Source organism: Actinoallomurus sp. CA-150999, assembly GCF_050942425.1.
Lineage (GTDB): Bacteria > Actinomycetota > Actinomycetes > Streptosporangiales > Streptosporangiaceae > Actinoallomurus.
On sequence record NZ_CP192063.1, the window covers coordinates 3,316,481 to 3,342,553 of the forward strand.

The 26,073-nt window shown below is 71.8% G+C and carries 26 protein-coding genes and 1 riboswitch; of the genes, 17 read left to right on the plus strand and 9 right to left on the minus strand.

The features are described 5' to 3' along the window. Positions 1–18: 18 nt before the first annotated feature. Complete coding sequence (locus ACQP2O_RS15810) at positions 19–393, plus strand: winged helix-turn-helix transcriptional regulator (protein ID WP_433184896.1); 375 nt, start codon at positions 19–21, stop codon at positions 391–393. On the opposite strand, the gene ACQP2O_RS15815 is transcribed toward ACQP2O_RS15810, so the two are convergent. Further along, the gene (locus ACQP2O_RS15815; RefSeq protein ID WP_433184898.1) at positions 369–1,850 is read right to left on the minus strand and encodes a glycoside hydrolase family 71 protein; all 1,482 of its coding nucleotides are present in this window, start codon (positions 1,848–1,850) and stop codon (positions 369–371) included. The genes ACQP2O_RS15810 and ACQP2O_RS15815 overlap by 25 nt on opposite strands. 152 nt (positions 1,851–2,002) lie before the next feature. Here ACQP2O_RS15815 and ACQP2O_RS15820 point away from each other — a divergent pair, with 152 nt between their 5' ends. The 3 genes from ACQP2O_RS15820 to ACQP2O_RS15830 are packed head-to-tail and all read left to right on the plus strand — an operon-like array spanning position 2,003 to position 5,116. Next, positions 2,003–2,914: an AAA family ATPase gene (locus tag ACQP2O_RS15820; protein WP_433184901.1), complete on the plus strand. Its 912-nt coding sequence runs from the start codon at positions 2,003–2,005 to the stop codon at positions 2,912–2,914. Between the two features lie 2 nt (positions 2,915–2,916). Beyond that, positions 2,917–4,026, plus strand: a complete 1,110-nt coding sequence (locus ACQP2O_RS15825; protein ID WP_433184904.1) for a vWA domain-containing protein — start codon at positions 2,917–2,919, stop codon at positions 4,024–4,026. Then, positions 4,019–5,116, plus strand: a complete 1,098-nt coding sequence (locus tag ACQP2O_RS15830; RefSeq protein WP_433184907.1) for an XdhC family protein — start codon at positions 4,019–4,021, stop codon at positions 5,114–5,116. The genes ACQP2O_RS15825 and ACQP2O_RS15830 overlap by 8 nt, the downstream gene beginning before the upstream one ends. Before the next feature lie 168 nt (positions 5,117–5,284). Here the strand turns inward: ACQP2O_RS15830 and ACQP2O_RS15835 are convergent, their stop codons facing one another. Then, positions 5,285–6,556 carry an FAD-binding oxidoreductase gene (locus ACQP2O_RS15835; protein ID WP_433184910.1) on the minus strand — a complete coding sequence of 424 codons (1,272 nt, stop codon included), beginning with the start codon at positions 6,554–6,556 and terminating at the stop codon, positions 5,285–5,287. Between the two features lie 97 nt (positions 6,557–6,653). Between ACQP2O_RS15835 and ACQP2O_RS15840 the strand changes: the two genes are divergently transcribed. The 4 genes from ACQP2O_RS15840 (at position 6,654) to ACQP2O_RS15855 (ending at position 8,788) form a co-directional block, all read left to right on the plus strand. Continuing rightward, positions 6,654–7,265, plus strand: coding sequence for a TetR/AcrR family transcriptional regulator (locus ACQP2O_RS15840; protein WP_433184913.1), 612 nt, complete (start codon positions 6,654–6,656; stop codon positions 7,263–7,265). A 260-nt stretch (positions 7,266–7,525) separates the two neighbouring features. Further along, complete coding sequence (locus tag ACQP2O_RS15845) at positions 7,526–7,666, plus strand: hypothetical protein (protein WP_433184915.1); 141 nt, start codon at positions 7,526–7,528, stop codon at positions 7,664–7,666. Positions 7,667–7,747: 81 nt separating this feature from the next. Next, positions 7,748–8,326 (plus strand): nucleotidyltransferase family protein, encoded by a 579-nt coding sequence (locus ACQP2O_RS15850; RefSeq protein WP_433184918.1) that lies wholly within the window; start codon positions 7,748–7,750, stop codon positions 8,324–8,326. A gap of 141 nt (positions 8,327–8,467) precedes the next feature. Beyond that, complete coding sequence (locus ACQP2O_RS15855) at positions 8,468–8,788, plus strand: hypothetical protein (RefSeq protein WP_433184921.1); 321 nt, start codon at positions 8,468–8,470, stop codon at positions 8,786–8,788. A 249-nt stretch (positions 8,789–9,037) separates the two neighbouring features. Here ACQP2O_RS15855 and ACQP2O_RS15860 read toward each other — a convergent pair whose 3' ends face one another. The 4 genes from ACQP2O_RS15860 to ACQP2O_RS15875 form a co-directional block, all read right to left on the minus strand. Further along, positions 9,038–10,231, minus strand: coding sequence for a DUF6986 family protein (locus ACQP2O_RS15860; RefSeq protein ID WP_433184924.1), 1,194 nt, complete (start codon positions 10,229–10,231; stop codon positions 9,038–9,040). A gap of 315 nt (positions 10,232–10,546) precedes the next feature. Then, a complete protein-coding gene (locus ACQP2O_RS15865) occupies positions 10,547–11,452 on the minus strand; it encodes an aldose 1-epimerase family protein (protein WP_433184926.1) in 906 nt (301 codons plus the stop codon). Continuing rightward, the gene (locus ACQP2O_RS15870) at positions 11,449–11,874 is read right to left on the minus strand and encodes a hypothetical protein (RefSeq protein WP_433184928.1); all 426 of its coding nucleotides are present in this window, start codon (positions 11,872–11,874) and stop codon (positions 11,449–11,451) included. Before ACQP2O_RS15870 ends, ACQP2O_RS15865 begins: the two co-directional genes overlap by 4 nt. 97 nt (positions 11,875–11,971) lie before the next feature. Beyond that, complete coding sequence (locus ACQP2O_RS15875; RefSeq protein ID WP_433184931.1) at positions 11,972–12,898, minus strand: oxamate carbamoyltransferase subunit AllH family protein; 927 nt, start codon at positions 12,896–12,898, stop codon at positions 11,972–11,974. 211 nt (positions 12,899–13,109) lie between these two features. Between ACQP2O_RS15875 and ACQP2O_RS15880 the strand changes: the two genes are divergently transcribed. The 5 genes from ACQP2O_RS15880 (at position 13,110) to ACQP2O_RS15900 (ending at position 19,472) form a co-directional block, all read left to right on the plus strand. Then, on the plus strand, positions 13,110–14,831 hold the full coding sequence (locus tag ACQP2O_RS15880; RefSeq protein WP_433184934.1) for a PucR family transcriptional regulator ligand-binding domain-containing protein: 1,722 nt from the start codon (positions 13,110–13,112) through the stop codon (positions 14,829–14,831). A 73-nt stretch (positions 14,832–14,904) separates the two neighbouring features. Beyond that, the gene (locus ACQP2O_RS15885; protein WP_433184937.1) at positions 14,905–15,894 is read left to right on the plus strand and encodes an AraC family transcriptional regulator ligand-binding domain-containing protein; all 990 of its coding nucleotides are present in this window, start codon (positions 14,905–14,907) and stop codon (positions 15,892–15,894) included. A gap of 349 nt (positions 15,895–16,243) precedes the next feature. After that, entirely contained in the window at positions 16,244–17,545 is a 1,302-nt protein-coding gene (locus ACQP2O_RS15890; RefSeq protein ID WP_433184940.1) for an MFS transporter, read from the plus strand. A 38-nt stretch (positions 17,546–17,583) separates the two neighbouring features. Then, the gene (locus ACQP2O_RS15895; protein ID WP_433184944.1) at positions 17,584–18,972 is read left to right on the plus strand and encodes a uracil-xanthine permease family protein; all 1,389 of its coding nucleotides are present in this window, start codon (positions 17,584–17,586) and stop codon (positions 18,970–18,972) included. Between the two features lie 101 nt (positions 18,973–19,073). Then, positions 19,074–19,472 carry an NUDIX hydrolase gene (locus ACQP2O_RS15900; RefSeq protein ID WP_433184946.1) on the plus strand — a complete coding sequence of 133 codons (399 nt, stop codon included), beginning with the start codon at positions 19,074–19,076 and terminating at the stop codon, positions 19,470–19,472. Positions 19,473–19,505: 33 nt separating this feature from the next. Here the strand turns inward: ACQP2O_RS15900 and ACQP2O_RS15905 are convergent, their stop codons facing one another. Both ACQP2O_RS15905 and ACQP2O_RS15910 read right to left on the minus strand, forming a co-directional pair. Then, positions 19,506–20,246 (minus strand): TSUP family transporter, encoded by a 741-nt coding sequence (locus ACQP2O_RS15905; protein WP_433184949.1) that lies wholly within the window; start codon positions 20,244–20,246, stop codon positions 19,506–19,508. Positions 20,247–20,408: 162 nt separating this feature from the next. Next, on the minus strand, positions 20,409–20,711 hold the full coding sequence (locus ACQP2O_RS15910) for a hypothetical protein (RefSeq protein ID WP_433184951.1): 303 nt from the start codon (positions 20,709–20,711) through the stop codon (positions 20,409–20,411). A 300-nt stretch (positions 20,712–21,011) separates the two neighbouring features. Then, positions 21,012–21,095, plus strand: a riboswitch (ZMP/ZTP riboswitch). 23 nt (positions 21,096–21,118) lie between these two features. On the opposite strand from ACQP2O_RS15910, the gene ACQP2O_RS15915 reads away from it, so the two are divergent. The 4 genes from ACQP2O_RS15915 to ACQP2O_RS15930 all read left to right on the plus strand — a co-directional run bounded on the left by ACQP2O_RS15915 (position 21,119) and on the right by ACQP2O_RS15930 (position 25,375). Next, the gene (locus ACQP2O_RS15915) at positions 21,119–21,991 is read left to right on the plus strand and encodes a bifunctional 5,10-methylenetetrahydrofolate dehydrogenase/5,10-methenyltetrahydrofolate cyclohydrolase (protein ID WP_433184953.1); all 873 of its coding nucleotides are present in this window, start codon (positions 21,119–21,121) and stop codon (positions 21,989–21,991) included. Between the two features lie 158 nt (positions 21,992–22,149). Beyond that, the gene (gene deoC, locus ACQP2O_RS15920; RefSeq protein ID WP_433184955.1) at positions 22,150–23,094 is read left to right on the plus strand and encodes a deoxyribose-phosphate aldolase; all 945 of its coding nucleotides are present in this window, start codon (positions 22,150–22,152) and stop codon (positions 23,092–23,094) included. 5 nt (positions 23,095–23,099) lie between these two features. Next, positions 23,100–24,524, plus strand: coding sequence for an aldehyde dehydrogenase family protein (locus tag ACQP2O_RS15925; RefSeq protein ID WP_433184958.1), 1,425 nt, complete (start codon positions 23,100–23,102; stop codon positions 24,522–24,524). After that, complete coding sequence (locus tag ACQP2O_RS15930) at positions 24,521–25,375, plus strand: aldehyde dehydrogenase family protein (protein ID WP_433184960.1); 855 nt, start codon at positions 24,521–24,523, stop codon at positions 25,373–25,375. The genes ACQP2O_RS15925 and ACQP2O_RS15930 overlap by 4 nt, the downstream gene beginning before the upstream one ends. Before the next feature lie 119 nt (positions 25,376–25,494). Here the strand turns inward: ACQP2O_RS15930 and ACQP2O_RS15935 are convergent, their stop codons facing one another. Further along, on the minus strand, positions 25,495–26,073 hold the full coding sequence (locus tag ACQP2O_RS15935; protein ID WP_433184963.1) for a PadR family transcriptional regulator: 579 nt from the start codon (positions 26,071–26,073) through the stop codon (positions 25,495–25,497).

Genomic DNA, 26,073 nt, shown 5'->3' on the forward strand with positions numbered 1-26,073 from the left:
ATGCGATAGGACGTAGGGATGACCGAGGAGCTCCTCGCCGACTGCCAGACCCGGCTGGCGCTCGACCTGCTGACGAACACCTGGAACGCCGTCGTGGTGCACGCGCTGCGCGACGGGCCGATGCGGCCGGTCGAGCTCCGCAAGGTGATCGGCGGGATCAGCGGCAAGATGCTGACCGAGACGCTTCGCCGGCTGGAGCGCGCCGGTCTGGTGGCCCGCAGGACGTACGCCGAGGCGCCGCCGCGCGTCGAGTACGCGCTCACCGAGGCCGGCCGCGGCCTGCTCGAGCCGATCGACGCGCTCGGCCGCTGGACCGAGCGCTACGCCGACGTCGTCGTGGAGGCCCAGGAGCGCGCGGCGGACCCGGTCTACCGGCCGCTGGTCACCCCGTAGTACTGCTCGTCCTGGACCTGGGGCGTGGAGGTCACGGTGAACGGTGAGGTGACCTTCGCCGTGACCGCGCCGTTCCGCGTCACCGAGACGCTGTTGGTGCCCGTCGTCAGCGGGAACGTCTGGACGTGGACGCCCGCCGGCGCGCTGTAGGTGTGCGGGGTGCCCCCGATGGTCGCGGTGACCTTCGCGGCCCCGGTGAGCATGGTGAGCACCTCGACCTGGTCGCGCGCGGGCGTGCTGCCGGAGCGCAGTGCCATGAGCCTGGTCTCGGCGACCTTCGGCCTGGCCGCGGCCGGCTGGGTCCGGTGCGTGACGTACACGACGTCCTTGGTGATGGCCGGGTACTTCCCGGTCTTCAGCCGGGTGAGGTAGTACGACGACAGGTCGAGATAGGTCCACCCGTGCTTCGCCGAGGGCGACAGCTGCGCGCCTTCGGAGTAGTCGTTCCAGGTGGGGATCTGCACCCAGTCGGCGCCGTCGATCGCCGCCTTCCACGTCAGCCGCAGGTTCTCGGTGTTGCCGGCCTCGTCGTACTTGCCCTGGTTCGGCCGTTCGTCCTGGACCGAGACCGGCTGCATCCAGATCTTGCCGAGCCTGTGGGCGCGGCTGATGTTCGCGGCGAGGCCGGTGTTGGCGGCCGGGTTCCGGTTGCCCCAGTTGGAGAAGCCGTAGCTGATGGCGGCGAAGGCGTCGGCGCCCGAACCGAAGTTGAGGAAGCACGGCACGAGCGCGACCTCGATGTCGTACCTGTCGCGCATGATCGTCATCCAGGACGACCACCACGCCGCGCTCTTGCCCTCGGCCTTGAACGGTGAGACGACGAGGCGCTTGTCGGCGAGGTGGTAGACGGCGGGCGACTTGGCGACGCTCGCGACGGCGGCGGCGAGCGCGTCGGCACTGACGTTCGCGAGGCCGTTCATGTCGGGCATCAGGACGATCTCGAAGCCGGGGTCGACCTGCTCGGCGGCCTTGATCAGCAGCTTCACGCGCGACCAGTTGGCGCTGGAGGAGCTCACGGACAGCAGGTCCACGGTGAAGCCGTCGAGACCGGCCGCGGCGGCGCGCCGTACCTCGGTCTTCATGTCCTCCAGCTGCCAGTCGCCGCTGAGGGGAGCGCGGCCGATCGGGCGGTCGCGGAGAAGTCCGCCGTACGCGGCGTGCTTGCCGCTCTCACCGGTCGGCGACAGGTAGTTCTTCGTGTAGTAGTCGCTCGCCGCGGCCTTGTTGTCCAGGGAGATCGGGTACGGCGTGAAGTAGTGCGCGAACACCTTGTGCTTCGAGGAGCGCAGGACGCTCTGCGCGGGCAGCCGGAACGGCAGCGGCCCCGGGTTCGCCGCCGCGGCCGTCGCGCCGGCGGCCGTCTGCGACGCCCGCTGTGCCGGAGAGCAGGCGGTCCCCGCGATCCCCATGGCCACGATCGCCGCCGCTGCGGCCGGCAACGGAGATCTCAAACGCATCGAACGACTCCTCGGTCGGGGTGCTCGCTTCATGATCATCGGAGCGTAGTGGGCCGCCATGCGGCGATTTCGGGAGTTACGGCAAGAAGGGTGCTTTGTGCGCTGTGTGTGACGAACCTGGACGGTTCTGTCGGGAGAAGTAGCCTTGAGGCGTGCCGCAGACCACCGCAATCCAGGCATCTGACTTCGCTTCACCGACGGCGTTGAGCGAGGCGCTGGACCGGCATGCGTACCTCGCCGACGAGGGCCTCGCCACCGCCTGCTTCCTCGGCCTGCGCATGAGGCGTCCTCTCTTCCTCGAGGGCGAGGCCGGGGTCGGCAAGACCGAACTCGCCAAGACGCTCGCGGCCGTCCTCGGCGTCCCCCTCATCCGCCTGCAGTGCTACGAGGGCCTCGACGCCGCGCAGGCGCTCTACGACTGGGACTTCCCACGCCAGCTCCTGCACCTGCGGGCGGCGGAGGCGGCGGGCGTGACCGACGTCGAGCGCCTCGAATCGGAGCTGTACGACCGGCGCTTCCTCGTCGCCCGGCCGCTGCTGCGGGCACTGGAGACCTCCTCGGCGGACCGCCCGAGCGTGCTGCTGGTCGACGAGATCGACCGCGCCGACGACGAGTTCGAGGCCTTCCTGCTGGAGGTGCTGAGCGACTTCACGATCTCGATCCCGGAACTCGGCACCGTACGGGCCGAGCACCCGCCCGTCGTGATCGTCACGTCGAACCGCACCCGCGAGGTCCACGACGCGCTGAAACGCCGCTGCCTCTACCACTGGCTCGAGCACCCGGCGTTCGACCGCGAGGTCGCGATCATCCGGCGGAGGCTCCCGGAGGCCTCCGAACGGCTCGTCCGCCAGGTGGCCGGCGCCACCGCCCGGCTGCGCGGCCTGGACCTGCTCAAGACCCCGGGCGTCGCCGAGAGCCTCGACTGGACCGAGGCCCTCGTCGCGCTCGGCGCACGAGACCTCGACCCCGACACCGCCGCCGTCACGCTCGGCGCCGTGCTGAAGTACCGCGAGGACACCGAACGGGTCGTCAAGGGCCTCGACGTCCTGCTCAACGGATCCTGACCATGGCCGAGCCGGAGTCCCCGCGTGACGTGGTCGGGACGCTGACCGGCTTCGCCCGTACGTTGCGCGCGGCCGGGGTGAACGCCGATCCCGAACGGCTCCAGGCGATGATCGGCGCGCTCGACCGCCTGGACGTGACGGACGCGCGCGACGTGTACTGGGCGGGCCGGCTCACCCTGTGCGCCGACCCCGCCGACCTGCCGCGCTACGACCGGTGCTTCGCCGCGTACTTCACGGGGGAGTCCGCCTCGGTCCGCCGGATGGCCCGGCCGCCGGTCGTCGCCGCGCGGCCGGTCGCGATGGCCGAGGCCGCCGGGCAGGAGGCGCGCGGCGACCCGAGCGTCGCGGCGGCCAGCACGGCCGAGGTCCTGCGCCGGCGCGACGTCGCCCGGCTCAGCGCCGAAGAACGGGACGAGGTGCACCGGCTGATCGCGCTCCTCGACGACGTCTCGGCGCGCCGCCGCTCCCGGCGGTTCACCCCGGCCCATCGGGGCCGCCTCGACCCCGGCCGGACGGTCCGTTCGATCCTGCGGCGGGGCGGGGAGATCTCCCAGCTCCATCACCGCGCGCACCGGACCCGCCCGCGCCGGGTCGTGCTGCTCGTCGACGTCAGCGGTTCCATGAGCCCGTACGCCGACGTCCTCCTGCGCTTCGCGCACGCCGCCGTACGCTGCGCCCCGCGCAGCACCGAGGTGTTCACCGTCGGCACGAGGCTGACCCGGGTCACCCGTGAACTGCGGCAGCGCGAACCCGACGCGGCGATGGGGGCGGTGTCGTCCGCGATCCCCGACTGGAGCGGCGGCACCCGGCTCGGCGAGGAGCTGAAGGAGTTCCTCGACCGGTTCGGCCAGCGCGGCATGGCGCGGGGCGCGGTCGTCGTCCTCGCCTCCGACGGCTGGGAACGCGGGGACGCCACGCTGCTGGCCGCGCAGATGGCGCGGCTGCGCCGGCTCGCCCACCGGGTGGTGTGGGCGAACCCGCACAAGGGCCGGCCCGGGTACGAACCGCTCACGGCGGGGATGGCGGCGGCGCTGCCGTATGTTGACGATTTCGTGGCCGGGCACAGCTTGGCGGCGCTTGAGGAACTGGCGGGAGTGATCGGCGATGCGTGACGTGCTCGAGGAGATCCGTACCTGGTATGCGGTGGGGGAGACGTTCGGTCTGGCGACCGTCGTCGACACGTTCCGCAGCGCGCCTCGCCCGCCGGGCGCCGCGATGGCCGTCTCCACCGGGGGAGAGGTGGTGGGCAGCGTCTCGGGTGGCTGCGTCGAGGGCGCGGTGTACGAACTGGCGCAGGAGGTCCTGGAGACGGGGCGGCCGGTCGTCCAGCGCTACGGCGTCAGCGACGACGACGCCTTCGCCGTCGGCCTGACCTGCGGCGGGCAGCTCGACGTGCTGGTCGAGGCGGTCGGACCGGCGACGTTCCCGGAGTTCGCGGAGGTGACGGCCTCGGTCGACCGGCACGAGCCGGTCGCGGTCGCCACCGTCGTCGCCGGGCCACGGGAGCTCGGCGCCCGGCGCGTCGTCTGGCCCGACCGCGTGGCGGGCTCCCTGGGGCTCGACCGCCTGGACGCCGCCGTCGACGACGACGCCCGCGGGATGCTCGCCCAGGGGATCACTGGCATCCGCCGCTACGGACCGGATGGCGAACGCCGCCGCGACGAGCTGTCCGTCTTCGTGCACTCCTTCGCGCCGCCTCCCCGCATGCTGGTCTTCGGCGCGATCGACTTCGCGGCGGCGGTCGTCCGGATGGGCCGGTTCCTCGGCTACCACGTGACCGTGTGCGACGCCCGGCCGATCTTCGCCACCGCCAAGCGCTTCCCCGAGGCGGACGAGGTGGTGGTGAAGTGGCCGCACCGCTTCCTGGCCGACACGGAGGTGGACGAGCGCACGGTGATCTGCGTGCTCACCCACGACCCGAAGTTCGACGTGCCGCTGCTGGAGGTGGCGCTGCGCACCCCGGCGGCCTACGTGGGGGCGATGGGCTCCCGGCGCACCCACGACGACCGGGTCAAACGGCTCCTGGACGCGGGCGTCACCAATGACGAGATCGCGCGGCTGCGCTCGCCCGTCGGCCTGGACATCGGCGCCCGTACCCCGGAGGAGACCGCCGTGTCGGTCGCGGCCGAGCTCATCCGGCTCCGCTGGGGCGGCAGCGGGCTCCCCCTCAGCGAGACGGACGGACGGATCCACGGGGGCTAGGCGTACATCAGCACCCGTACGGTTACGGGCGTACGCGAGGTCGGGCGTCCGGTCGCGGGCCGCCGGGCGGTCGAGAACCTCAGGTCCGGACCGGTCGGCGGCGTGCCCGCGGTGGGTGCGCCGGCGTGGTCGGGACGTGAGGTTCCTGCCCGTGGTCGCCAGGTCGGGTCAGAGCCGATCCGGCAGCGGTGTGGCGACGAATACCCCGTCGGGATCGAATTCCTTCTTCACCGCCGCGAGACGCTCGGCGTTCGGGCCGTAGGCGTGCGCCGTCTGGTCACGGTGTTCCCCTGCCAGCATGTTGGGATATCCGCCCGGTAGCGCGAGCGGTTCCAGCAGGTCCGCGGTGGTGTCCGCCCATCGCCGGTGCGCCGCCTCGTCGCCCTCTCCCGGCCGCCAGGACGCCAGGATCTCCACCATGAAGTGCTCGCGGCGCAGGCCGAACGCGGTGCTCGTCACCGGGACTCGGGTCGCCGCTCCGTGGAAGTGGTGGAGGCTGAGCGCGCTGAGCGGCGACGTTCGCGCCGTCGCCGCGGTGACGAGCGCCTGCGCCACGTCGGGCGTGAGCGCGGCCAGGTTGCGGGTGCGGCACGCGTAGTGCCGTCCGTCGCGGGCGAACGCCTCGTCGCCACGCCGAAGCGGTTCACCATAGTCCATCGTGGTCACACTCGACATGATCGGCTCGCCGAGGTCTTCGATGCGCTTGATCCAGTGCGCGCCCTCGTCGGGTGTGCTGCTCCAGGTCGGTTTGACGAACAACACGGGTGTGCCGTCCGGCGCGCTGATGACGCCGGTCTGCGCGGTCAGTTCGTCGGATGCCGACGCGACCAGTTCACCGAACCCGGCGAGCACATCGGGGGCCTGGGTGAACGGGAAGAGGATCGTGCCGCCGTAGACGAGCGGGATCGGCTGCAACCGGATCACCATGGACGTGACGACGCCGAAGTTGCCGCCACCGCCGCGCAGGGCCCAGAACAGCTCCGGCCGGCTGCCGTCGCTCGCGGTGACGACGGTGCCGTCGGCGAGCACGACCTCGGCGCTGAGCAGGTTGTCCGCCGCCAGTCCGGCAATGCCGCACAGCGGACCGTAACCGCCGCCCAAGGTGAGGCCGGCCATGCCCACCCCGCCGACGGTGCCGGTCGCCGCCGACTTCCCGGCCGGGGCGGCCGCCGCGATCAGATCGGCTGCTGTGGCGCCACCACCGACCCGCGCCACATCGCCGTCGATCAGCACGGTCCGCAGGCCACGCAGGTCGATGACCAGGCCGTCCTGCCGCACGGCTCGGCCGGCCCAGTCGTGGCCACCGCCCCTCACGGCCAACGGCAACCCCTCGGCGGCTGCCTGTCTGAGGGCGTCGCGCACCTCGTCGATGTCATGGCAACGCCGCACCACGGCAGGTCGTGCGGAGACGGCCCCGTTCCAGATGTCGAGTTCTTCCATGGCCGGTCAAGTTATCAGAGTCGGACTCTGATCTAAAGAGTCCTCCTCGACTGACTAGACCATCGGTCCGGTTGCTGGAATGTGTATCTTCTTACCCGTGCCGAAGACCACGCGCAGCAGCAGCCGACGAGCGGACTACGCAGCCCAGACTCGTCAGGCGATCATCGACACCGCGCGCAGCCTGTACGCCGAGACCGGGTTCTTCGCCACCAAGGTCGACGACATCGCGGCCGGAGCCCGAGTCGCGCCGGCCACCGTCTACGCGGTCTGCGGCGGCAAGCACGGGTTGCTGCGGACGTTGATGGAAGGTTGGCTCAACGCCCCGATCATCGAGACCACCTATCAGCACGTCGGTGCCCTCGACGACGGTGAGGAGATCCTGCGGCTGACCGCCGCCGGTACCCGCGAGGTGCGCGAGCAGTGGGGCGACGTCATGCGGGTGGTGCTCGCGACCGCGCCACACGACGCGCATATCGCCGAGTCGCTGGCCGCGGCGACCGACAGCTACCGTGAGGGCTTCGCCCTCACCGCTCGCCGCCTCGCCGACATCGGTGCGCTCAATGACGGTGTCGACGTCGCCGACGCCACCGACATCCTGTGGTTCTACTTCGGATACTCCTCGTACTTCACCCTGGTCGAGGAGAATCGCTGGAGCCTGCGGCGCGCCGAGAAATGGCTGCTGGACCAAGCTCGTGCCGCTTTGCTGTGACGAACGGACCGAGCCGTCGGTTCCTTCGATGAGCACGGGCTGGGCGCGCGACACGATCTGCGGATCCCTGACTTCGGCATATCCACTTCGCCGCGCCGACCGCCCTCACGCGCCTGCGGCCGGTCTCGAGTGCGCATAGGTGTGCCGTCCGGTGGGGCTGGCCCCACCGTCCAAGAGTCGACCTGGCCCTACTGCGCGGGCGTGGATCACGGCCGAGACTCGGAAGAGTCCAGACGAACGGGGAAGAAGGCCGATCGATCATGTCGCAGAACACCCGGAAGACCGTGATGCGCCGACTCGTCGTCGCGTCGCTGATCGGGGCCGCCGTGGCCGCTGGAACGGTGGCCGCTCCCGAACGTGCCACCCACGGTGTGCTCCCGCCCGTGGCCGGCCACCGCTGACCGATCTCGCGGCATACCGTGCCGTCTCTCCGCGTGCCGATGAGGCGTGACCGGGGCCACGCGGATGGATACGCTCCCCAGATGGGGATCAGGCACGCTGGCGCACCGGCGGGGCTGTTGCTCGCCGCGGGAGAGGGGCGCCGGCTCGGCATACCGAAGGCACTGGTCGAGATCGACGGCGTGCGGCTCGTCGACCGCGGGGTGCGCATGCTCCATGAGGCGGGCTGTACCCCGATCGTGGTGGTCACCGGCGCGGCCGCGGTCGACGTGGCCGGTGCGGTCGTCATCCACAACCCGGACTGGCGGACCGGCATGGCGTCGTCGCTGCGCGCCGGGCTGTCCGCGCTGGCGCCGGACTGCCCGGCCGTCGTCATCGCGCTCGTCGACCAGCCACGGGTGACTGCGGCGGCCGTGCGCCGGCTGCGCGCGGCGCACGAGTCCGGAGCGCGGGTCGCGGTCGCCACGTACGACGGCCGGCCGCGCAACCCGGTCCTCATCGCCCACGAGCACTTCGCGGAGGCCGCGGCCGGTGCCTCGGGAGACGTCGGCGCCCGCGGCTTCCTGCGCGCCCACCCGGAGCTCGTCGTCGCCGTCCCCTGCGACGACGTCGCCGCCGCGGACGACATCGACACCCCCGAGGACCTCCAGCGCCTCAGCTGAGACGGAGGTCGGATCGAGACGTCGGCGACGTCAACCGCCGGCGGGACTCGCGCGTCCTACCGAGGCACGGGGGGCCGTGTACGGTTCGGACAAGATCGCCAGGGCGCTATGCGCTCCGGCTGGGAAGGTAAGCAGCCCGCTATGACGTCTGCCTGGCCGGAGGAACCCGGCTACCACTGGGTGACCCACAATGACACCGCCGCCTCCCACCTGTTGAAGGCCGAGAACGCCCTCAACCAGATGCCTCCCGACCCGGCGCTGGCACAGGTCCACGCCACCCTCGCCCAGGCGGAGGCCACCCTCGTCGTGGTGCACACGCTCCGCGACATCATGGCCAAGATCCGCGAGCAGACCATGGCGATCGACGACCTGCGGCAGTTCATGGGCGTGGACGACCTGGGCGAGGACCGGCGCGTCGACGAGGCCGCCGCGCTGCACCCCGGCGCGGTGGCGGACCGGTAGGCCGACCGGATCCGGTCTGGGATCGCGGTCGACGCACTGGTGGGCCCGCCGATCTGTTCGCGCGCCGTGCCTCAGGGCCGGTGGCCCGCCGATCGGCCGATCGGTCCGTGCGTGGAGTCGTGCCTGGGGGGCCGGTGCGCCTGCCGATCGGCCGATCGGTCCGTGCGTGGAGTCGTGCTTGCGGGGCCGGTGCGCCTGCCGGTCGGCCGGCGCCGGGCCCTGAGGCCGACGGGCCGGTGGGCTCTCCGGTCAGTCGATCAGCTCGCGTACGGTGTCGCGGTCGACGGCGCCGCAGTCGACCGCGGACCGCAGCCGGGCGGTCAGCGCCGCGACGGTCGCCGGGTCGTCGCCGCCGTCGCCCTGCCCGGAACGATGGGCGCGGAGCCGTTCGACGGTGTCGTCCAGGCCGTTCAGCAGGTAGGCGTACACCGCGGCGTACCGGCTCGGCAACTGCGCGGCGTGCTCGTCCCAGCCCTGGTAGAAGCCGTGTAGCAGGGAGTAGCGAACCAGGCCCGCGTGCAGCCGCCATGCCTTGTGCACGTCCTTGGCCTCCTCGCCGGCCGGGACGACGTTCGCCGACCCGTCCGACAGCCGTACGCCGGTGCCGGAGAGGGCGACCTGCATGACGTGCCGGGCGTGGTCGCAGGCCGGATGGTCGAGGCGCTGCTCCGACGGGGGCAGCCCGAGGGCGGCCGTGTAGCCGCGCACGCCGAAGTGGGCGACGCTCAACCGCTTCCCGGCCTCGCCGAGGATTTCCGGCAGCTGATTGACCGACTGCGGGGTCTCGATCTGAACCTCGTAGCGCAGCAGTCCCTCCGGCAGGCCGATCTCCTCCTCGAACCGGCCGAGGAAGTCGCCGAAGATCCGCACATGCTCGGACGACACGATCCTGGGGAACGTCATCACGAAGCCGCCCGGCAGCCGGCCGAGCCGCTCGGCCAGGCCGGTGAGGAAGCCGTCGAGGGTGCGCATGGCCCGCTCGTGCCCGCCGTCCGCGAACGACTTCACCCGCAGCCCCCAGTAGTACGGCAGGGACCGCGTCTCGTACGCCTGGGCGACCGCCTCGACGGCGGCGGCGACGTGCCCGTCCTCCTCGGCGTCGTCGCGGACGCCGTACCCGTCGGCGAAGTCGATGCGCAGGTCCTCCACGGGATCGCGGGCGAGCTTGGCGGCGACCCGCTCGCGTACGGTGTCGCCGAGCGCCGCGTCGATGCCGAACGCGGTGGCCGCCACCGCGCCGCTGGGCGCGTGCGCGTCGAGCAGCCGCAGCGCCTCCTTGCCGAGGTCGGCGGCGGTCGTGGCGGTGAAGCGGTCCGCCGGGACGGACACGGTGTGCACCGGCCGGCGCTGCTCCGGCTCGCCGGGGTACTGGCGTTCGTACTCGGCTCGCGCCTCTTCGACACGGGCGCTCAGGTCGTCGACGGAGGACAGGGTCAGCTTCACGGAGTTCCTTCCCAAAGACACCGCGTCACACGTTACCGATCCGGGCCCGCCCGGCAGCGTTCGATCGCCGGCCGAGCGGACCCGGTCCGGCCGCACGTCTCGGAAGTCTGATCACCGCCCGCGCCCACCGGTTCCCGCGAGCACGCGGAACCGGTGTCACCCGCGTCGACACCGCCAACGGGTCCGCCCCGGTTCTCCGGGGATCGGAGTCGGTCTCTGCCGATGCCGTCGATGGGTCCGACCGGATCGCCGCGAACGCGCAGAACCGGTTCCCCAGGCGGGGCCGGTCCGGTTCCCCGTACGCGGAACGGGCGGTCAGGAGCCGACGATGCCCCAGGAGCCGCTGAACTCGGCGCCGGGCTTCAGCGTGATGAGGTCCGTGCCGGTGACGAAGGCGTTCGGCGGGCAGGTCATCGGCTCCGCGCCCAATCCCGCACGCCGCATCTCCGCGGGCGTCTCGTCGGCGGTGTAGATCTCCAGCCACGGGTGCGCCTCGTCGGCCCAGAGCGCGACCGAGTGGGTGCCGTCCTCCAGGCGCATCCACGCGCGCCCGTCCGCGTCACGGCGCAGCCCGGTGTACGGGTTGTCGATCTCCGTGGCGCCGAGCGGACGTCCCTCCCGGAAGTCGTACGGGGTGCCGGCCACGTCCCGGGCGGCCGGCTCGGGGATGGCGCGGTCGTCTACCTCGAGATACCGGTCGGCGGGAATCGTGAGGTCGCACTCGTCCAGCGGGCGGCCGAGGGTGAGGTAGGGGTGCGCGCCGTGCCCGTACGGCGCGGGCCGCGAACCGGCGTTGCGCGCCGACACGCGTACGGTCAGGCCCCGCTCGGCGTCGAGGGCGTACTCCAGGGCGAGGTCCAGCCGGAACGGATAGCCGGTGTGACCGAGCAGCCGGTACGTGAGGCGCACCCGGTGCGGCTCGTGGCCGGCCACCGCCCAGGACTCCTGGCGGATGAGGCCGTGGATCGCGTTGTCGCGTTCGTGCTCGTTGACGGGCAGCTGGTACGTCTCGCCGCCGAACTCATAGCGTCCCCGGTCGATGCGGTTCGGCCACGGCGACAGCAGCTGCCCGGAGGCCGCGGGCGGCATCTCGTCCGGGCCGTGCGTGAGGATCAGCGGCCGGCCGTCCAGGGAGAGCGCGCGCAGCGCGCCGCCCTGCTCGGTGACGACGGCGGCGTACGGCCCGGCGGCGATCTCGTACTGGTTCCCCGAGAGTGTCATGCGTCGATTGTCGTCGACTCCGGAGGCGACGTCGCACCTGCCGCCAGGTGCCGCCGCGCGGACCGCCAGATCTCCTCGGGGTCGAACTCTCCGGCCGTCCACATCGTGGCTCTGATCGAGCCGCGCACCCGGTACCTGCGCATGATCTCCACGTGGGCCGGCAGTTTCACGAAACCGCGGAGAGCCCTGCCGTCGGCCCACACGGACACCGAACCCACCCGCCGTTCCCGCGGTAGCGTCCAGAGCCACATGCCCACCGCGCCCTCCAGCTCCGGCCAGTACCGGCGCAGGCGGTACCCGGCACGGGCGATCCCCGGCAGATCGAGCAGCCGGTCGGCGGTGAAATCGGTGACGCTGACCAGCACCGATCCGCCCAGATCGGCGGCGGGGCCGGCCTTCCACGCGGAACGCAGCAGGTCCATGAGGCCCGAGCGTATTGATCACGACCGGCCCACCAGAAGAGCCAATGACGACGAACCGCGCTGGGCCGCTGCGCGTGGGACGGGGGAGGGGCGACGGTCAGCCGTCCGGACTGCGGTCGGCGTCCGGGCGCGGGGCGCTCAGCGCCAGAGCGGCGCGGCAGCCGGTGAGCAGGCCCCAGGCGACATCGGCGCCGGAGGTGTGCCTGATGTCGATGAGGCGGCGTGCGGCGGGCTCGAGGGGCTCCTGGCCGGCGATGCCGCGCAGCACGGCGGCGGTCTCCACGCTCGCCTGACCGCGCGCGGCGCACTGCAGCAGGGTCGCGGCCAGGGCGGTCGTGCGCTCGCACGCGTACGCGGTGACGGCGGCGCCCAGCCAGTCGGCGAGCCAGACGGCGCGTCCGCCGCCGGGCACGGCCCCGCCGAGCAGGCGCAGTGCGAGCAGGAGGCCGGCCAGCGCGTCGTCGCCGCTCGGCGTCAGACCCGGGCCGAGGCCGACGATCCGCTCGGCCGCGTCGACGGCATGGGCGAGGTCGCCGTCCGCGCAGCTGTCGGCGAGGACGCCCGGCACCGGGTGGCCGCTGAGGCCCCATGGTCCGGTCAGTTCGCCCAGCGCGTGGGCACCGTGCGCGAGCCGGGCCAGCGACAGCGGCCCGAGCACGGGGGTGGGGTCCCACCAGCGCCGGATCCGTACCCGCAGCCGCGTGGTGACCTCCACGCCACCGTCCCCGACGAACGCGACGTCACCCTCGCGGACGCCGCGGAACGGCTCCTGACGGGCCGGAGTGGCCAGGACCACGGCGTTCGGCGGCCGTACGGCGTCGGAGGTGACGAGCGCGAGGATGATCGGCTCGGTGGGGCCGTCGACGCGGAGATAGGCCGCTGAGGGGAACACGGCGACCGCGCGGGCGGCACGCCGCGGGCCGCCGAGCATGGCACGGACACCGAGGCTGGCGGCGCCGGGCAGGCTCAAGGCGGGCGGGGTACGCGGGCCACGCCGCCGCCCGGCGGTGGTGGACACCCTCATCCGGACCTCCCGCGATGCGCTGGGTCGGATCGTCCCGGGGCCCGTCCGCGCCGCACGGGATTCCGGGGATCGCCCCCGGCCACGGTCGTGAACGTAATCCGGCGCGGGCCACGGCCGTATGGATAATTCTGCCAACGATGGTTGCCAGCGTTCGTATTTCTCGTCATCGTGTGATCGTTACCGGCGGGAAACTTCGGCAGATGGGGCGGCCATGTCGTCTTTTTCGGTACCTCGTCCTCCGACTCTTCAAATCGACGGCGCCGGCACCCTGACCTACGGACTGTCCGTCGGGGAGATTCTGGGCCTGTCCACCCTCGCGGACGCCCGGCTCGTCGCCGGGGCCGGCGGGCTCGGCCGCGTCGTACAGCGCCTGAACGTCATGGAGGTCCCGGACGTCCTCGCCTGGGTCAAGCCCAACGAGCTCCTGCTGACCACCGGCTATCCGCTCCGCAACACTCCGGAATCCCTCGGCCACCTGGTCGCCGACCTCGACACGTGCGGGCTCGCGGCCCTCGCGGTCAAACCCGGCCGCTACCTCGACCGCCTGCCGGCCGAGATGATCGACCAGGCCGACGGGCTCGACCTCCCCCTCATCCTGCTGCCCGAGGACGTCGGCTTCGACGACATCCTCAACCAGGTGCTCACCGACATCCTCAACCGGCAGGCCGCGGTCCTGGCGCGCGGCGAGGAGGTGCACCGGGCCCTCCTGCAGATCGTGCTGTGCGGCGGCGGACTCCAGGAGGTCACCGACGAGGTCGCCACTCTCCTGGGCGCCGCCGTGGCCGTACTGGACGGCGAAGGCCGGCGGCTCGCGGCCTCCGGCGACGAGGCGCTCCTGGCCCGGCTGCGGGCCACACCGCCGGACGCCGGCGACCCCACGCCGCCCGACGCCCTCCCGCCCCTGGGGTCGGCCGCCGCCCCGCCCTTCCTCCCGGGAGCCGACGGGCCCACTCCGGCCATCGCGCCGGTCACGTGTGACGACCCGGGAACGGAGGAGTCCGGCGGGCACGTCGCCGCGCCCGTCGTGGCCGGAGGCTTCACGTACGGCCGGATGGCGGCGATCGGAGTGCCGGCACCCGATGCCGGCATCCTCGAACGCGCGGCCACCGTCGTCGCCCTCGTCATCACCAAGCAGCAGGCCGTGTCCGCCGTGGAGAGCAAGTACCGCGCGGACTTCCTGCGTGACGTGCTCACCGGCGACTCTGGTGACGACGAGCACGTCGTCGCCCACAGCGCGAGCTTCGGCTGGGACCTCGGCCGCCCCTCCACCGTCCTCGTCGCCGCCCTCGACCGCGGGACCGCGCGCGGCCCGGAGGAGCGCCTGCTCCAGGACCGGCTCGTCGCCGCCTGGACCTCGGCGGTCAGGCGCCGCGACCGCAGCGGCGCGGTGGCCGGTTTCTCGGGCGAGGTCGTCGCCGTGGTCGCCGCCGACGCCTGCGACGTCCAGGCGCTGGCCAAGGACGCCGCCGCGGTCTTCGCCGACCAGGAGCGGACCTTCTCGGTCGGGGTGAGCCGCGTCGCGCAGGTGTCCGCCGACCTGCCGTCCGCCTACGACCAGGCCGTCAAGGCGGTACGGGTCGGACGGCAGATGCACGGCGACGGGGCCATCGTGCACTTCGACGAGCTCGGCGTCTTCCGGCTGCTCAGCCTGGTGGAGGACACCGCCGAGCTGCACGCCTTCGTCCAGGAGACCCTCGGCGAGCTCGCGGGGGACCAGGACCCGGAGGCGGTCGACCTGCGGCGCACGCTGCAGGTGCTGCTGGAGACCAACCTCAACGTCGCCGAGACCGCCCGCCGTCTGCACTTCCACTACAACACGCTCCGGTACCGCATCGGCAAACTGGAGCGCCTGCTGGGCCCGTTCACCGACGACGCGAATCTCCGCCTCAACCTCACCCTCGCGCTGCACGTCCTGCGCATGCGCGGGATCTGAGGCCACCACGCCCGCGGCGACACCGCAGGTGTAGGTTTCGGCTTCGTCGAGGCCCACGGCTGTTGGGGGATCGGTGACACAAGGGACGGTCTCGACCTCTCTCGCGCGGTTCGTTCTGCACTCGTTGCGGGGGTTCGGCGTCGACGCCGCGGCGTTGAGCCGCCGGGTGGGGTTGCCGGTCTGGGCGCTGGGCGACGACACCGCGCGGGTGCCGACGCCGCAGATGACCAGCGTGTGGCGGCTCGGCCACCTGGAGTTTCCCGATCCCCACCTTGGGCTGCGGGTATCGAGCCGGTGGACCCGGGGACGGCTGTATCTGACCGACTACCTGTTCGAGACGGCCGCGACGCTGGGCGAGGGGTTCACCACCGCCATCGGTTACTCCCCTGTCGTCAGTGACGACGGCAGCACCGACGACGTCGATGTGATCGGCGACGACGGGCAGCTGACGGTCCGGTATCAGGTCCGGAGCCCCTTCCCGGAGACCAACGCGTTGATCCGTGAATTCGCGCTCGGAGTGCTGTTGCACCGAGCCCGGGACACACTCGGGGCGGAGGTCTCACCGGTGCATGTGGGTTTCTGCGGGGATCCGCCCCGCAGTCACCGCGACCTGGTCGAGGCGTTCGGGACTCCTCGGGTCGATTTCGGCCAGGACCGGACCACGATGACCTTCGCCCCGGCCGATCTGGAGCAGCCGCTGCCGGGCGCCGATCCCGTTCTGGCCCGGATCCTGCGCGCGCATGCCGATGCGATCACCGCGGCGCCCGGCCGTGTGCCGGGATGGCGTGATCTCCTGCGGGAGGCCATCACCGCCGATCTGCCTGGCCGGACGGTGTCCCTGCACGCGGTGGCGGGGCGGCTGGCGATGAGCCCGCGCAGTCTCCAGCGCCGTCTGGAGGAGGCCGGCACGAGCTGGCGGCAGGAGGTCGACGCGGTACGGCGCGACCAGGCCGCCCGGCTGCTGCGGGAGGGGACATCGCGTGCGGCCATGGCCGCACAGCTGGGGTACTCCGACGTTCGCGCCCTGCGCCGCGCGGTCCGGCGCTGGAACCTGACCACCTGACCGAGGTTGGCGCGCGGGGTCCCTCTGTTGGCGCGTGCGGTCCTCCCACGCCGGTGCGGTTCGCGGCAAGACTCCGAGCCACAAGATCATCATTCGGGCGTCTCCCGGGAAGACGGAAGGAGGTGCGCAATGAACGTCAGAATCACCGAGTGGCCGTAACCCGCGATTCGCCTCAGCGGCGGCCGACCCCCTACCTCCGACGGCGGTCGGCCGTATCCAGCGAAGACGAAAGGAGGCGCACGATGAACGTCAGAATCACCGAGTGGCCGTAATTTTCCGGATGAGCGAGCGGCGGTCGGTCCTCGGCTTCGGCTGGGGTCGGCCGTCTTCAATGTGCTGCGGAGATTGAATGAGTCGTCCGACTGACGAAGACCGGCCGGCGGTCTATCGGGATCTGTTCGCGCTGGTCGAATACCGTGCGGTGTTCGCCGCGAGCACGCTGTCCTGGGTCGGGGATTATCTGTGCAGGGCCGCGGTGGCGCTGCTGGTGTTCGATCGCACCGGCTCGGCACTGGCGTCGGCGGCGACCTTCGCCCTGGGGTATCTGCCCTGGCTCACCGCGGGCCCGTTGCTCGCGACGGTGGCCGAACGATACCCCTCACGCTCGGTGATGATCTCCTGCGATCTGGCCAGGACGGCCCTCATGGGACTGATCGCGATCCCGGGCGTTCCCGTGCCCGTCATGCTCCTGCTGCTGTTCGTGAGCGGCCTGTTCGGGCCTCCGTTCGAGGCGGCCCGCTCCGCCCAGCTCCCGCAGATCCTCACCGGCGACCGCTACACGCTCGGCGTCGCTTTCAACAACTCCATCTTCAACCTCGGCCAGGTCGTCGGGTACGCCGCCGGAGGGGTGATCGCCGGATACAGCCCGAACGTCGCGCTGCTGCTGAACGCCACCACTTTCGCCGGCTCGGCATTCCTGCTGCGCCGTTACGTCAAGCTCCGCCCGGCGACGCTCGCGGCCGCACGCCGCTCCGGCCTGTGGCGGGAGACCCGGCAGGGATACACCGTCGTCTTCGGCGACCCCGTCATGCGGGTGATCGCGTTCATCATCTTCGGCGTGGTCTCGTTCGTGATCGTGCCAGAGGGCCTGGCCGCCGCCTGGGCGTCCGAGCTCGGTGGCGGTGGCGCGACCCAGGGTCTCATCATGGCCGCCCACCCGCTCGGTGTCGCCATCGGCGGCCTGCTGCTGACGCGGCTGCTGCGGCCAGGGACCCGACGCCGGCTGATCCGCCCGCTCGCGGTCCTGGCCCCCCCTCAGCCTGATCCCCGGGTTGCTCGATCCGCCACTCGCGGGAGTGCTGGTCATGGTCACCGCGTCCGGCGCGGCCATGTCCCTGCTGGTGCCCGCCGCACATGGACTGTTCCAGCAGGCGGTCCCGCACGAATACCGGACCCGGGCGAACGGTGTCATGAGCAGCGGGGTCCAGATCTCCCAAGGCGTCGCCATCCTGGCCACCGGCGCCCTCAGCGAGCGCTTTCCCACCTCGGCCGTCATCGGCGCCTGGTGCACGGCCGGAGCCCTCCTGATCGTCCTCGTCACGTTCCGGCCGATCAGCCGCCCCGAGACACCGAGCCTCGCCTCCACCACGGCCGAGGAGACGCCATGAAATGCCCCGCGGTCCGCGCGCCCGGAGCAGGAGACCACACTTAGACCTCGGAGACGAACTGTCGACCACCCGAGGGGACTCCATGGCGATCGGCTGGAAACTGCACGGCGACGGGCGCACACCCCCGCCGGGCGAGGTGGTCGCGCCGGACGAGCGCCTGTCCTGGGGCCGTACCGTCGGCATCGGCGCCCAGCATGTGATCGCCATGTTCGGCGCGACCTTCGTGTTCCCGGTCGTGATGGGCCTCGACCCGAACCTCGCGATCATGATGTCGGGCATCGCCACGATGATGTTCCTGCTGATCACCGCCGGGAAGGTGCCCAGCTACCTCGGCACCAGTGCGTCCTTCGTCGGCGCCGTCGCCTCCATCCGCGCGGCGGGCGGCACCACCGCGAACGTGACCGGCGCGATCCTCGTCGCCGGCGCGGTGCTGGCCGTGGTCGGCCTGGTCATCCACGTGCTCGGTGCCGGGATCATCCACCGGATCTTCCCGCCGGTCGTCACCGGCGCGGTCGTCATGCTGATCGGCTTCAACCTCGCCCCGGTCGTCGCGAACGTCTACTGGCCGCAGGACCAGTGGGTCGCGCTCGCCACCCTCGCCGTCGTCGTCCTGTGCGCCGTCGTGCTGCGCGGGTTCTGGGCGCGGATCGCCGTCCTGATCGGCCTGGTCTTCGGCTTCCTCCTGTCGTGGATCCTCGACAAGGCCGCCGGCCGGATCACCGCGCCCGACGGCACCGGCAAGGTCACCTCCCACTTCCGTGTCGACCTGAGCAAGGTGAAGGCGGCGGACTGGTTCGGCCTCCCGCACCTCCACGGCCCCGATTTCAAGACCTCCGCGATCCTCGTCGCGCTGCCGCCGGTCATCGCGCTCATCGCGGAGAACACCGGCCACGTCAAGGCCGTCGCCGCGATGACCGGCGCGGACCTCGACCCGTACCTCGGCCGCGCCATCGCCGCCGACGGCCTCGGCACGATCCTGGCCACCGGGGTCGGCGGCGCGCCCACCACCACGTACGCCGAGAACATCGGCGTCATGGCCGCGACCAGGATCTACTCGACCGCCGCCTACTACGTCGCCGCCATCGTGGCGATCCTCGTGGGCCTGTGCCCGAAGTTCGGCGCGCTGGTCGCCGCGACCCCCGGCGGCGTCCTCGGCGGCATCACGGTCGTGCTGTACGGGATGATCGGCCTGCTCGGCGCGAAGATCTGGATCGAGAGCCGCGTCGACTTCGGCGACCCGGTCAACCTCGTCCCCGTGGCGGCGGGCATCATCCTGGCCATCGGCAACGTCACGCTGAAGATCACCAAGGACTTCCCGCTGCAGGGCATCGCCCTCGGCACCATCGCCGTCCTGCTCGGCTACCACGTCCTCAACGCCGTCCAGCGCACCCCACGCGACACCGGCGCCGGCGTCATCGCCCCCGGCGAACGCGACGTCATGCCCGGCGGCCGCCCCGGCGAGCCGGAATAGCGCCCGACCCGCCGGCCGGGGGCGACGGCCGCCGACCCGCCGCGGTCGGTGGCCTCGGTAGGGTGCGGGGGGAGCAAGGCCGTCCAGGATCGGAGCGCGAGATGTCGGTCATCGACAAGGTGTCGTGGATTCGGATCGAGGGCGGCAGGATCCTCAGCACGCGCTCGTACGGCAAGGACGTCTTCTACCTTCCCGGCGGCAAGCGCGAGGCGGGGGAGAGCGACGCTCAGACGCTGACGCGAGAGATCGAGGAGGAGCTCACCGTCGCGATCGTGCCGGAGACCGTCGCCCACCTCGGGACGTACGAGGCCCAGGCGCACGGTCATCCCGACGGGGTCACGGTCCGGATGACCTGCTACACCGGCGACTACCAGGGCACGCTCGCGCCCAGCAGCGAGATCGAGGAGGTCGTGTGGCTGTCCTACGCCGACCGCGACCGCGTCTCTCCGGTGGATCAGATCATCTTCGACGACCTGCGAGCCGCCGGACGGCTGACCTGAGCGACCGTACGGGGTGCGGCGACCGCCGGGCGATCAGGTGACCGTCAGCTCCCACAGGCCCTTGGCCAGCGTGGTGAGGCCGCCGGCCAGGGCGAGCAGCAGCACGATCCGCCGCGCACCGCGTTCCGGTATGTGATCCCCGAGCGCCCGCCCGGCGACGGCGCCGCCCGCGAGGGCGGCCGTGACCAGCAGCCAGGCGGGGCCGGTGAGCCGCGGCACGCCTTTGACCAGGAGGGACAGGGCGTTCACGGCGACCCCGTAGAACTGCGCGTTCGGGACGAACTCCCGTACCGTCCAGTCGGCGTTCACCGCGTACAGCGATAGCGCCGGGCCGCCGACCCCGGCCGAGGAGTTCATGAAACCGCTCGCGGCGCCGGCGGCGACCGCACCTCCGGAGCCTCTCAGCGCGGGCACCCGCGTGCCCGCGATCACGAGCAGCACCGCCGCGGTCACCAGCGCGCCCATCCCGGCGAGCAGCACCTGCTGAGGCAGGCGAGCGGCGACCCAGGCCCCGGCCGGCACCGTGCAGGCGGCCGCGGCGACCAGCGGCACCATCGCGCCCAGCCGGACCCGCCGCCATCCGTCCACCAGCCCGATCACACTGATCACACCCGAGGCGGCGTTCGACAGCAGCACTCCCTGGGAGGGGCCGAGAAGCAGCACGAGCGCGGGCGCCGCGACCAGCGCGAATCCCATCCCGGCCAGCCGCTGGACGGACGCGCCCAGGAGGACGATGCCGCCCAGGAGCAGATCGGCGGTCCAGCCACCCGTCACGACGGATCCTCATCACGAAGCACGGTCGAGAGCCTCCACCAGCGGTACGCCCTGGTTCAACGCGTTTTCGAGGCATGGGCGCATCGTGATCACGAGGAAGCCCAGGGCCTGTACCGAGTCGGGCGCCGGTGGAGTTCACCGGCGCCCGACTCTCGCCTGGTATCAGTCGTCCCAGCCGTCGCTCCAGCCGTCATCCCAGCCGCCGCCGCCCCAGCCGCAACCACGACCGCCCCCGCACCCGCGGCGGAAGCCACCGTCCGCGATCGCGACATTGTCATTCCTGTTGTCGGCGTGGACTCGCACGGTGACCCGGTTGATATTCCGGTTCACGTTGACGTTGCCGCTGCGGGCGTGATGCCGGTGTTTCCAGGTTGGGACCTGCGCCGATGCGGGTGAACTCGTGAGCATCAGGCTTGTGGCGGCTGCGAGCGCCAGCCCGCCGACAGCGCTAATCTCCTTGAGCATGTTATCTCCTTGATGCCGGAAGTAGCCCTTAAGGCCCTGTGCGCCCCTTTTGGGCGCTATAGCTTTGATTTCCGGCCTGCGATCCAGGTAGAGCAATTTCTAATTAAGTTCGGAATAAAATGGATAAGAGTGGTGAAGTGCAGAGTCGGGCGTAAACTCTGGAATTTGGCATCTGTCCGTAAGTGGGTGCGCGCGAGGGCGGCCAGGGCGACATCGCCCCGGCGGGCTCGCGGAGACCTCGCTCGCCCGCCGCGTCGTCCGCCGGCTTGCGCAGATCGTGGTCGACTGTTAGAAGTCAGAGTCTTGGGTCGTGACTGGCGCTGAGGTGGAGCACCACCGGGGAGCGGCCCGGAAAACGTCGTGCCGTGCGCCTGGGCCGAGTCGTGACGACCGTTCAGGAGCAGCCGATGTCCCAGACGCAGACCGCCCGTCTCATGGATGGCGCGGGCCTCGCCCGCCGCATCGTCGAGCACAGCACCGCCAGAGCCGCACAGATCACCCGGGAGAGCGGCACGACGCCGTGCCTGGCGACCGTCCTGGTCGGCGACGACCCCGCGTCGGTGACCTACGTCCGCATGAAGCGCAGCCGGTCCGAGAAGGCCGGCATCGTCTCGCGGCACGTGGCCCTGCCCGCCACCACGACGACGGCGGAACTCGTGGCCGCCATCACCGCCCTGTCGCAGGACCCGGAGGTGCACGGCATCCTGCTCCAGCACCCCGTCCCGTCGCACATCGACGAGCGAGCCGCGTTCGAGGCCATCGCCCCGGAGAAGGACGTCGACGGGCTCACGCTGAGTTCGTTCGCCGCGCTGAGCTTCGGGCTGCCGGGCTTCGTGCCCTGCACTCCCGGCGGCATCATGCGGCTGCTGGAGGAGTACGACGTCGACCCGGCGGGCCGGCACGCCGTCGTGGTCGGCCGCAGCGCCATCCTCGGCAAGCCGGTCGGCATGCTGCTGCTCGCCGCGAACGCCACGGTCACGTACTGCCACTCGCGCACGACCGACCTCCCGTCGATGGTGCGGCAGGCCGACATCCTGGTCGCCGCCGTCGGCCGGCCGCGTTTCATCCGTGGTGAGGACATCAAACCCGGAGCCGTCGTGATCGACGCCGGGTACAACCCCGGCAACGTCGGCGACGTGGACTTCGAGTCCGCCGCGACCCGCGCCGGCCTCATCACCCCGGTCCCCGGCGGCGTCGGCCCCATGACGATCGCCGTCCTGCTCGCCCAGACCGTCGACGCGGCGGCCCGGCAACTGGGCGACCTGAGATCCGATCGCTGAGTCCTCTCACCTCGTCGGTGTTCGCGGGGTCGGCGACTTGTCGTTGCCGTCCGTTCCGGCGAAGCTGTTCAATCTGGGGGATTCGCGCACCTCCCGGGTGGTCATGTTCCGCACGGTGGCGCTTATCCTCGACCGGATACTCGAACACAGGGGGAGACGTGCCTGACCTGTCGACCTTCGCGGAGGCGGCCGTGTCGCCGGCCGAGCTCCGCGGCTTCCTGCGCGGGCTGCCGCCGGTGGACCAGGTGGGGGCGGAGGAGCGGGCCGCGCGGCTGGCGACCCGTTCGATCAAGACGTCGGCGAAGGCGTACGCGATCGACCTGGCGATCTCGATGGTGGACCTGACGACGCTCGAGGGTGCGGACACGCCCGGCAAGGTGCGGGCGCTGTGCGCGAAGGCGGCCCATCCGGACCCGGCCGACACGAGCGCGCCGAAGGTCGCGGCGGTCTGTGTCTACTCCGACCTCGTGGGTGAGGCGGTCCGGGCACTGGACGGCACGGGGATCGGCGTCGCGAGCGTCGCGACGGCGTTCCCGTCGGGGCGGGCGCCGCTCGACGCCAAGCTCGCCGACACCCGCCGGGCGATCGACGACGGCGCGTCCGAGATCGACATGGTGATCGACCGGGGCGCGTTCCTGGCGGGCGGCCACCAGAAGGTGTTCGACGAGATCGTCGCGGTCAAGGCCGAGTGCGGCGACGTGCACCTGAAGGTGATCCTCGAGACCGGTGAGCTGGTCACGTACGACAACGTGCGCCGCGCGTCCTGGCTGGCGATGCTCGCCGGGGCCGACTTCATCAAGACGAGCACGGGCAAGGTCAGCCCGGCCGCGACCCTGCCGGTGACGCTGGTCATGCTCGAGGCCGTGCGCGACTTCCGGGCGCGGACCGGCCGCCAGGTCGGCGTCAAGCCGGCGGGCGGGATCCGGACGACCAAGGACGCGATCAAGTACCTCGTGCTCGTGAACGAGACGGCGGGGCCGGACTGGCTGACCCCGGAGTGGTTCCGGCTCGGGGCGTCCAGCCTGCTCAACGACCTGCTGATGCAGCGCCGCAAGCTGACGACCGGCGTGTACGGCGGTCCTGACTACTTCACCCTGGACTGAGGCAGATGACTTTCGAGTACGCCCCCGCGCCGGAGTCACGGGGCATCGTCGACATCAAGGCGTCGTACGGCCTGTTCGTCGATGGGGAGTTCGTCGAGGCGAAGAGCTCCTTCAAGACGATCAACCCGGCCACCGAGGAGACCCTCGCCGAGGTGGCCGACGCGAGCGCCGACGACGTGGACCGCGCGGTCGCGGCCGCCCGCCGCGCGTACGACACGGTGTGGGGTCCGATGCCGGGCGCGGAACGGGCGAAGTACCTGTTCCGGATCGCGCGGCTGATCCAGGAGCGGTCGCGGGAGCTGGCGGTCCTGGAGTCGATCGACAACGGCAAGCCGATCCGCGAGTCGCGGGACGTGGACCTGCCGCTGGTCGCGGCGCACTTCTTCTACTACGCGGGATGGGCGGACAAGCTCGGCCACGCCGGGTTCGGCCCGGACCCGCGGCCGCTGGGCGTCGCGGGGCAGGTCATCCCGTGGAACTTCCCGCTGCTGATGCTCGCGTGGAAGATCGCACCGGCGCTGGCCTGCGGCAACACCGTCGTGCTGAAGCCGGCGGAGACGACGCCGCTGACCGCGCTGGCGTTCGCCGAGATCTGCGTCCAGGCGGAGCTGCCGCCCGGTGTGGTGAACATCGTGACCGGGGCGGGGGAGACGGGCCGCGCGCTGGTCGAGCACCCCGGCATCGACAAGGTCGCCTTCACCGGCTCGACCGAGGTCGGCCGGCAGATCGCCCGGTCGGTGGCGGGCACGGCGAAGAAGCTGACCCTGGAGCTGGGCGGCAAGGCCGCCAACATCGTCTTCGACGACGCGCCCCTCGACCAGGCCGTGGAGGGGATCGTCAACGGGATCTTCTTCAACCAGGGGCACGTGTGCTGCGCGGGTTCGCGGCTCCTTGTCCAGGAGTCGGTCGCCGAGGAGCTGCTCGACCGGCTGAAGGCGCGGATGACGACGCTGCGGGTCGGCGACCCCCTGGACAAGAACACCGACGTCGGCGCGATCAACTCCGCCGCGCAGCTCGCGAAGATCCGCGAGCTGTCCGACGCCGGCGAGGCCGAAGGCGCGACCCGCTGGTCGCCGGCGTGTGAGCTGCCCGAGCGCGGCTTCTGGTTCACCCCGACCGTGTTCACCGGTGTGGCCGCCTCGCACCGGATCGCCCGCGAGGAGATCTTCGGTCCCGTCCTGTCGGTGCTGACGTTCCGTACGCCGGCCGAGGCGCTGGAGAAGGCCAACAACACGCCGTACGGCCTGTCGGCGGGGATCTGGACCGACAAGGGCTCGCGGATCCTGTGGATGGCCGAGCGCCTGCGGGCCGGGGTGGTCTGGGCGAACACCTTCAACAAGTTCGACCCCGCCTCCCCGTTCGGCGGGTACAAGGAGTCCGGTTTCGGGCGCGAGGGCGGACGGCACGGGCTGGAGGCCTACGTTCGATGAGCGAGCGGTTGAGTGTTCGCAAGACCTACAAGCTGTTCATCGGGGGCGCGTTCCCCCGGTCGGAGTCCGGCAGGACCGTCATCGTGAACGATGCCAAGGGAAGGTTCCTGGCCCACGCCGCGCGCGCCTCTCGCAAGGACGTCCGGGACGCGGTGGTGGCCGCCCGCAAGGCCCAGTCCGGCTGGGCGGGGCGGACCGGCTACAACCGAGGGCAGATCCTCTACCGCGTCGCGGAGATGCTGGAAGGGCGCCGCGGCCAGTTCCTCGAGGAGGTCCGCGCGGCCGGTCTCGGCAAGGCGGCGGCCACCGCCGAGGTGGACGCCGCGATCGACCGGTGGGTCTGGTACGCCGGGTGGGCCGACAAGTTCGCGCAGGTGACGGGGTCGGCGAACCCGGTCTCCGGGCCGTTCTTCAACTTCTCCACGCCCGAGCCCACCGGCGTCGTCGGCGTGATCGCGCCCGACTCGCCGCTGCTCGGGCTGGTCTCGGTCATCGCCCCGGCGATCGTGACGGGCAACACGGCGGTCGTCGTGGCCTCCGAGCCCGCACCCCTTCCGGCGATCACCCTGGCCGAGGTCCTCGCCACCTCGGACCTGCCGGGCGGCGTCGTCAACCTCCTCACCGGGCACCGCGCCGAACTGGCCCCCTGGCTGGCCTCCCACCAGGACGTCAACGCTCTCGACCTGACCGGCGCTCCGGAGGACCTGGCCGCCGACTGCGAGCGGGCGGCGGCGGACACCCTCAAGCGGGTGCACCGCCCGGCCGCCGACGACTGGAACGCCGACCCGGGCACCGGCCGGATGACCGCGTTCCTGGAGACCAAGACCGTCTGGCACCCGGTCGGCATCTGATCCGCTTCGGGCCGGCCGGGCCCACTCCGCGCCGCGGGAGCGGCGCGGAGTCGGCCTCAGCCCGCAGCGGCAGCGCACGCTGCTCGAGCAGGCCATCGCCCGCTCCTGACCCCCGGCCCCTAGTTGTCCTGCCAGTGGTCCTTCGGGGTCGGTTCGGAGGGCTCGTCCGGGTCCTCGTCCGCCGAGGCGATCGTCTCCCAGAAGGCGGCGTGCGCCTGCTCGTGGAGGATCCCCAAGGACAGCATGCGCTCGCGGGAGACGGTGCCGGTGTCATCCGGTTCGAGCGCGGCGCGCCGCCGTTCGTACGCCCTCATCAGCTCACGATGCTGCCGCGCCTGGGTCCGTGCGAGACGCACCAGGTCGCCGGGGTCGCCGAGGTCGGCGAAGGCCAGCCTGAGCTGCGCCGGGTCGCGGAACTCGGCCTGGGGCACCTCGGGGGCCGACAGCCAGTCCTGTAGCGCCCGCTCGCCCGCGGGGGTGAGGTGGAAGAAGCGGCGGCGTCTGCCGCCCTCCTCGGTCTCCTCGGTCAGCAGGCCAAGCTCCGCCAGCCGGGGCGGATCGCGGTAGAGCTGCGCGTGGGGGATGGGCCAGAAGGGGACGATGGTCTCCTCGACGCGCGCCTTCAGCTCGTACGGGGTCATCGGGCCGTGGCGGGCGATCAGGCCGAGCACGACGTACGCCGACATGCTCAACTCCAC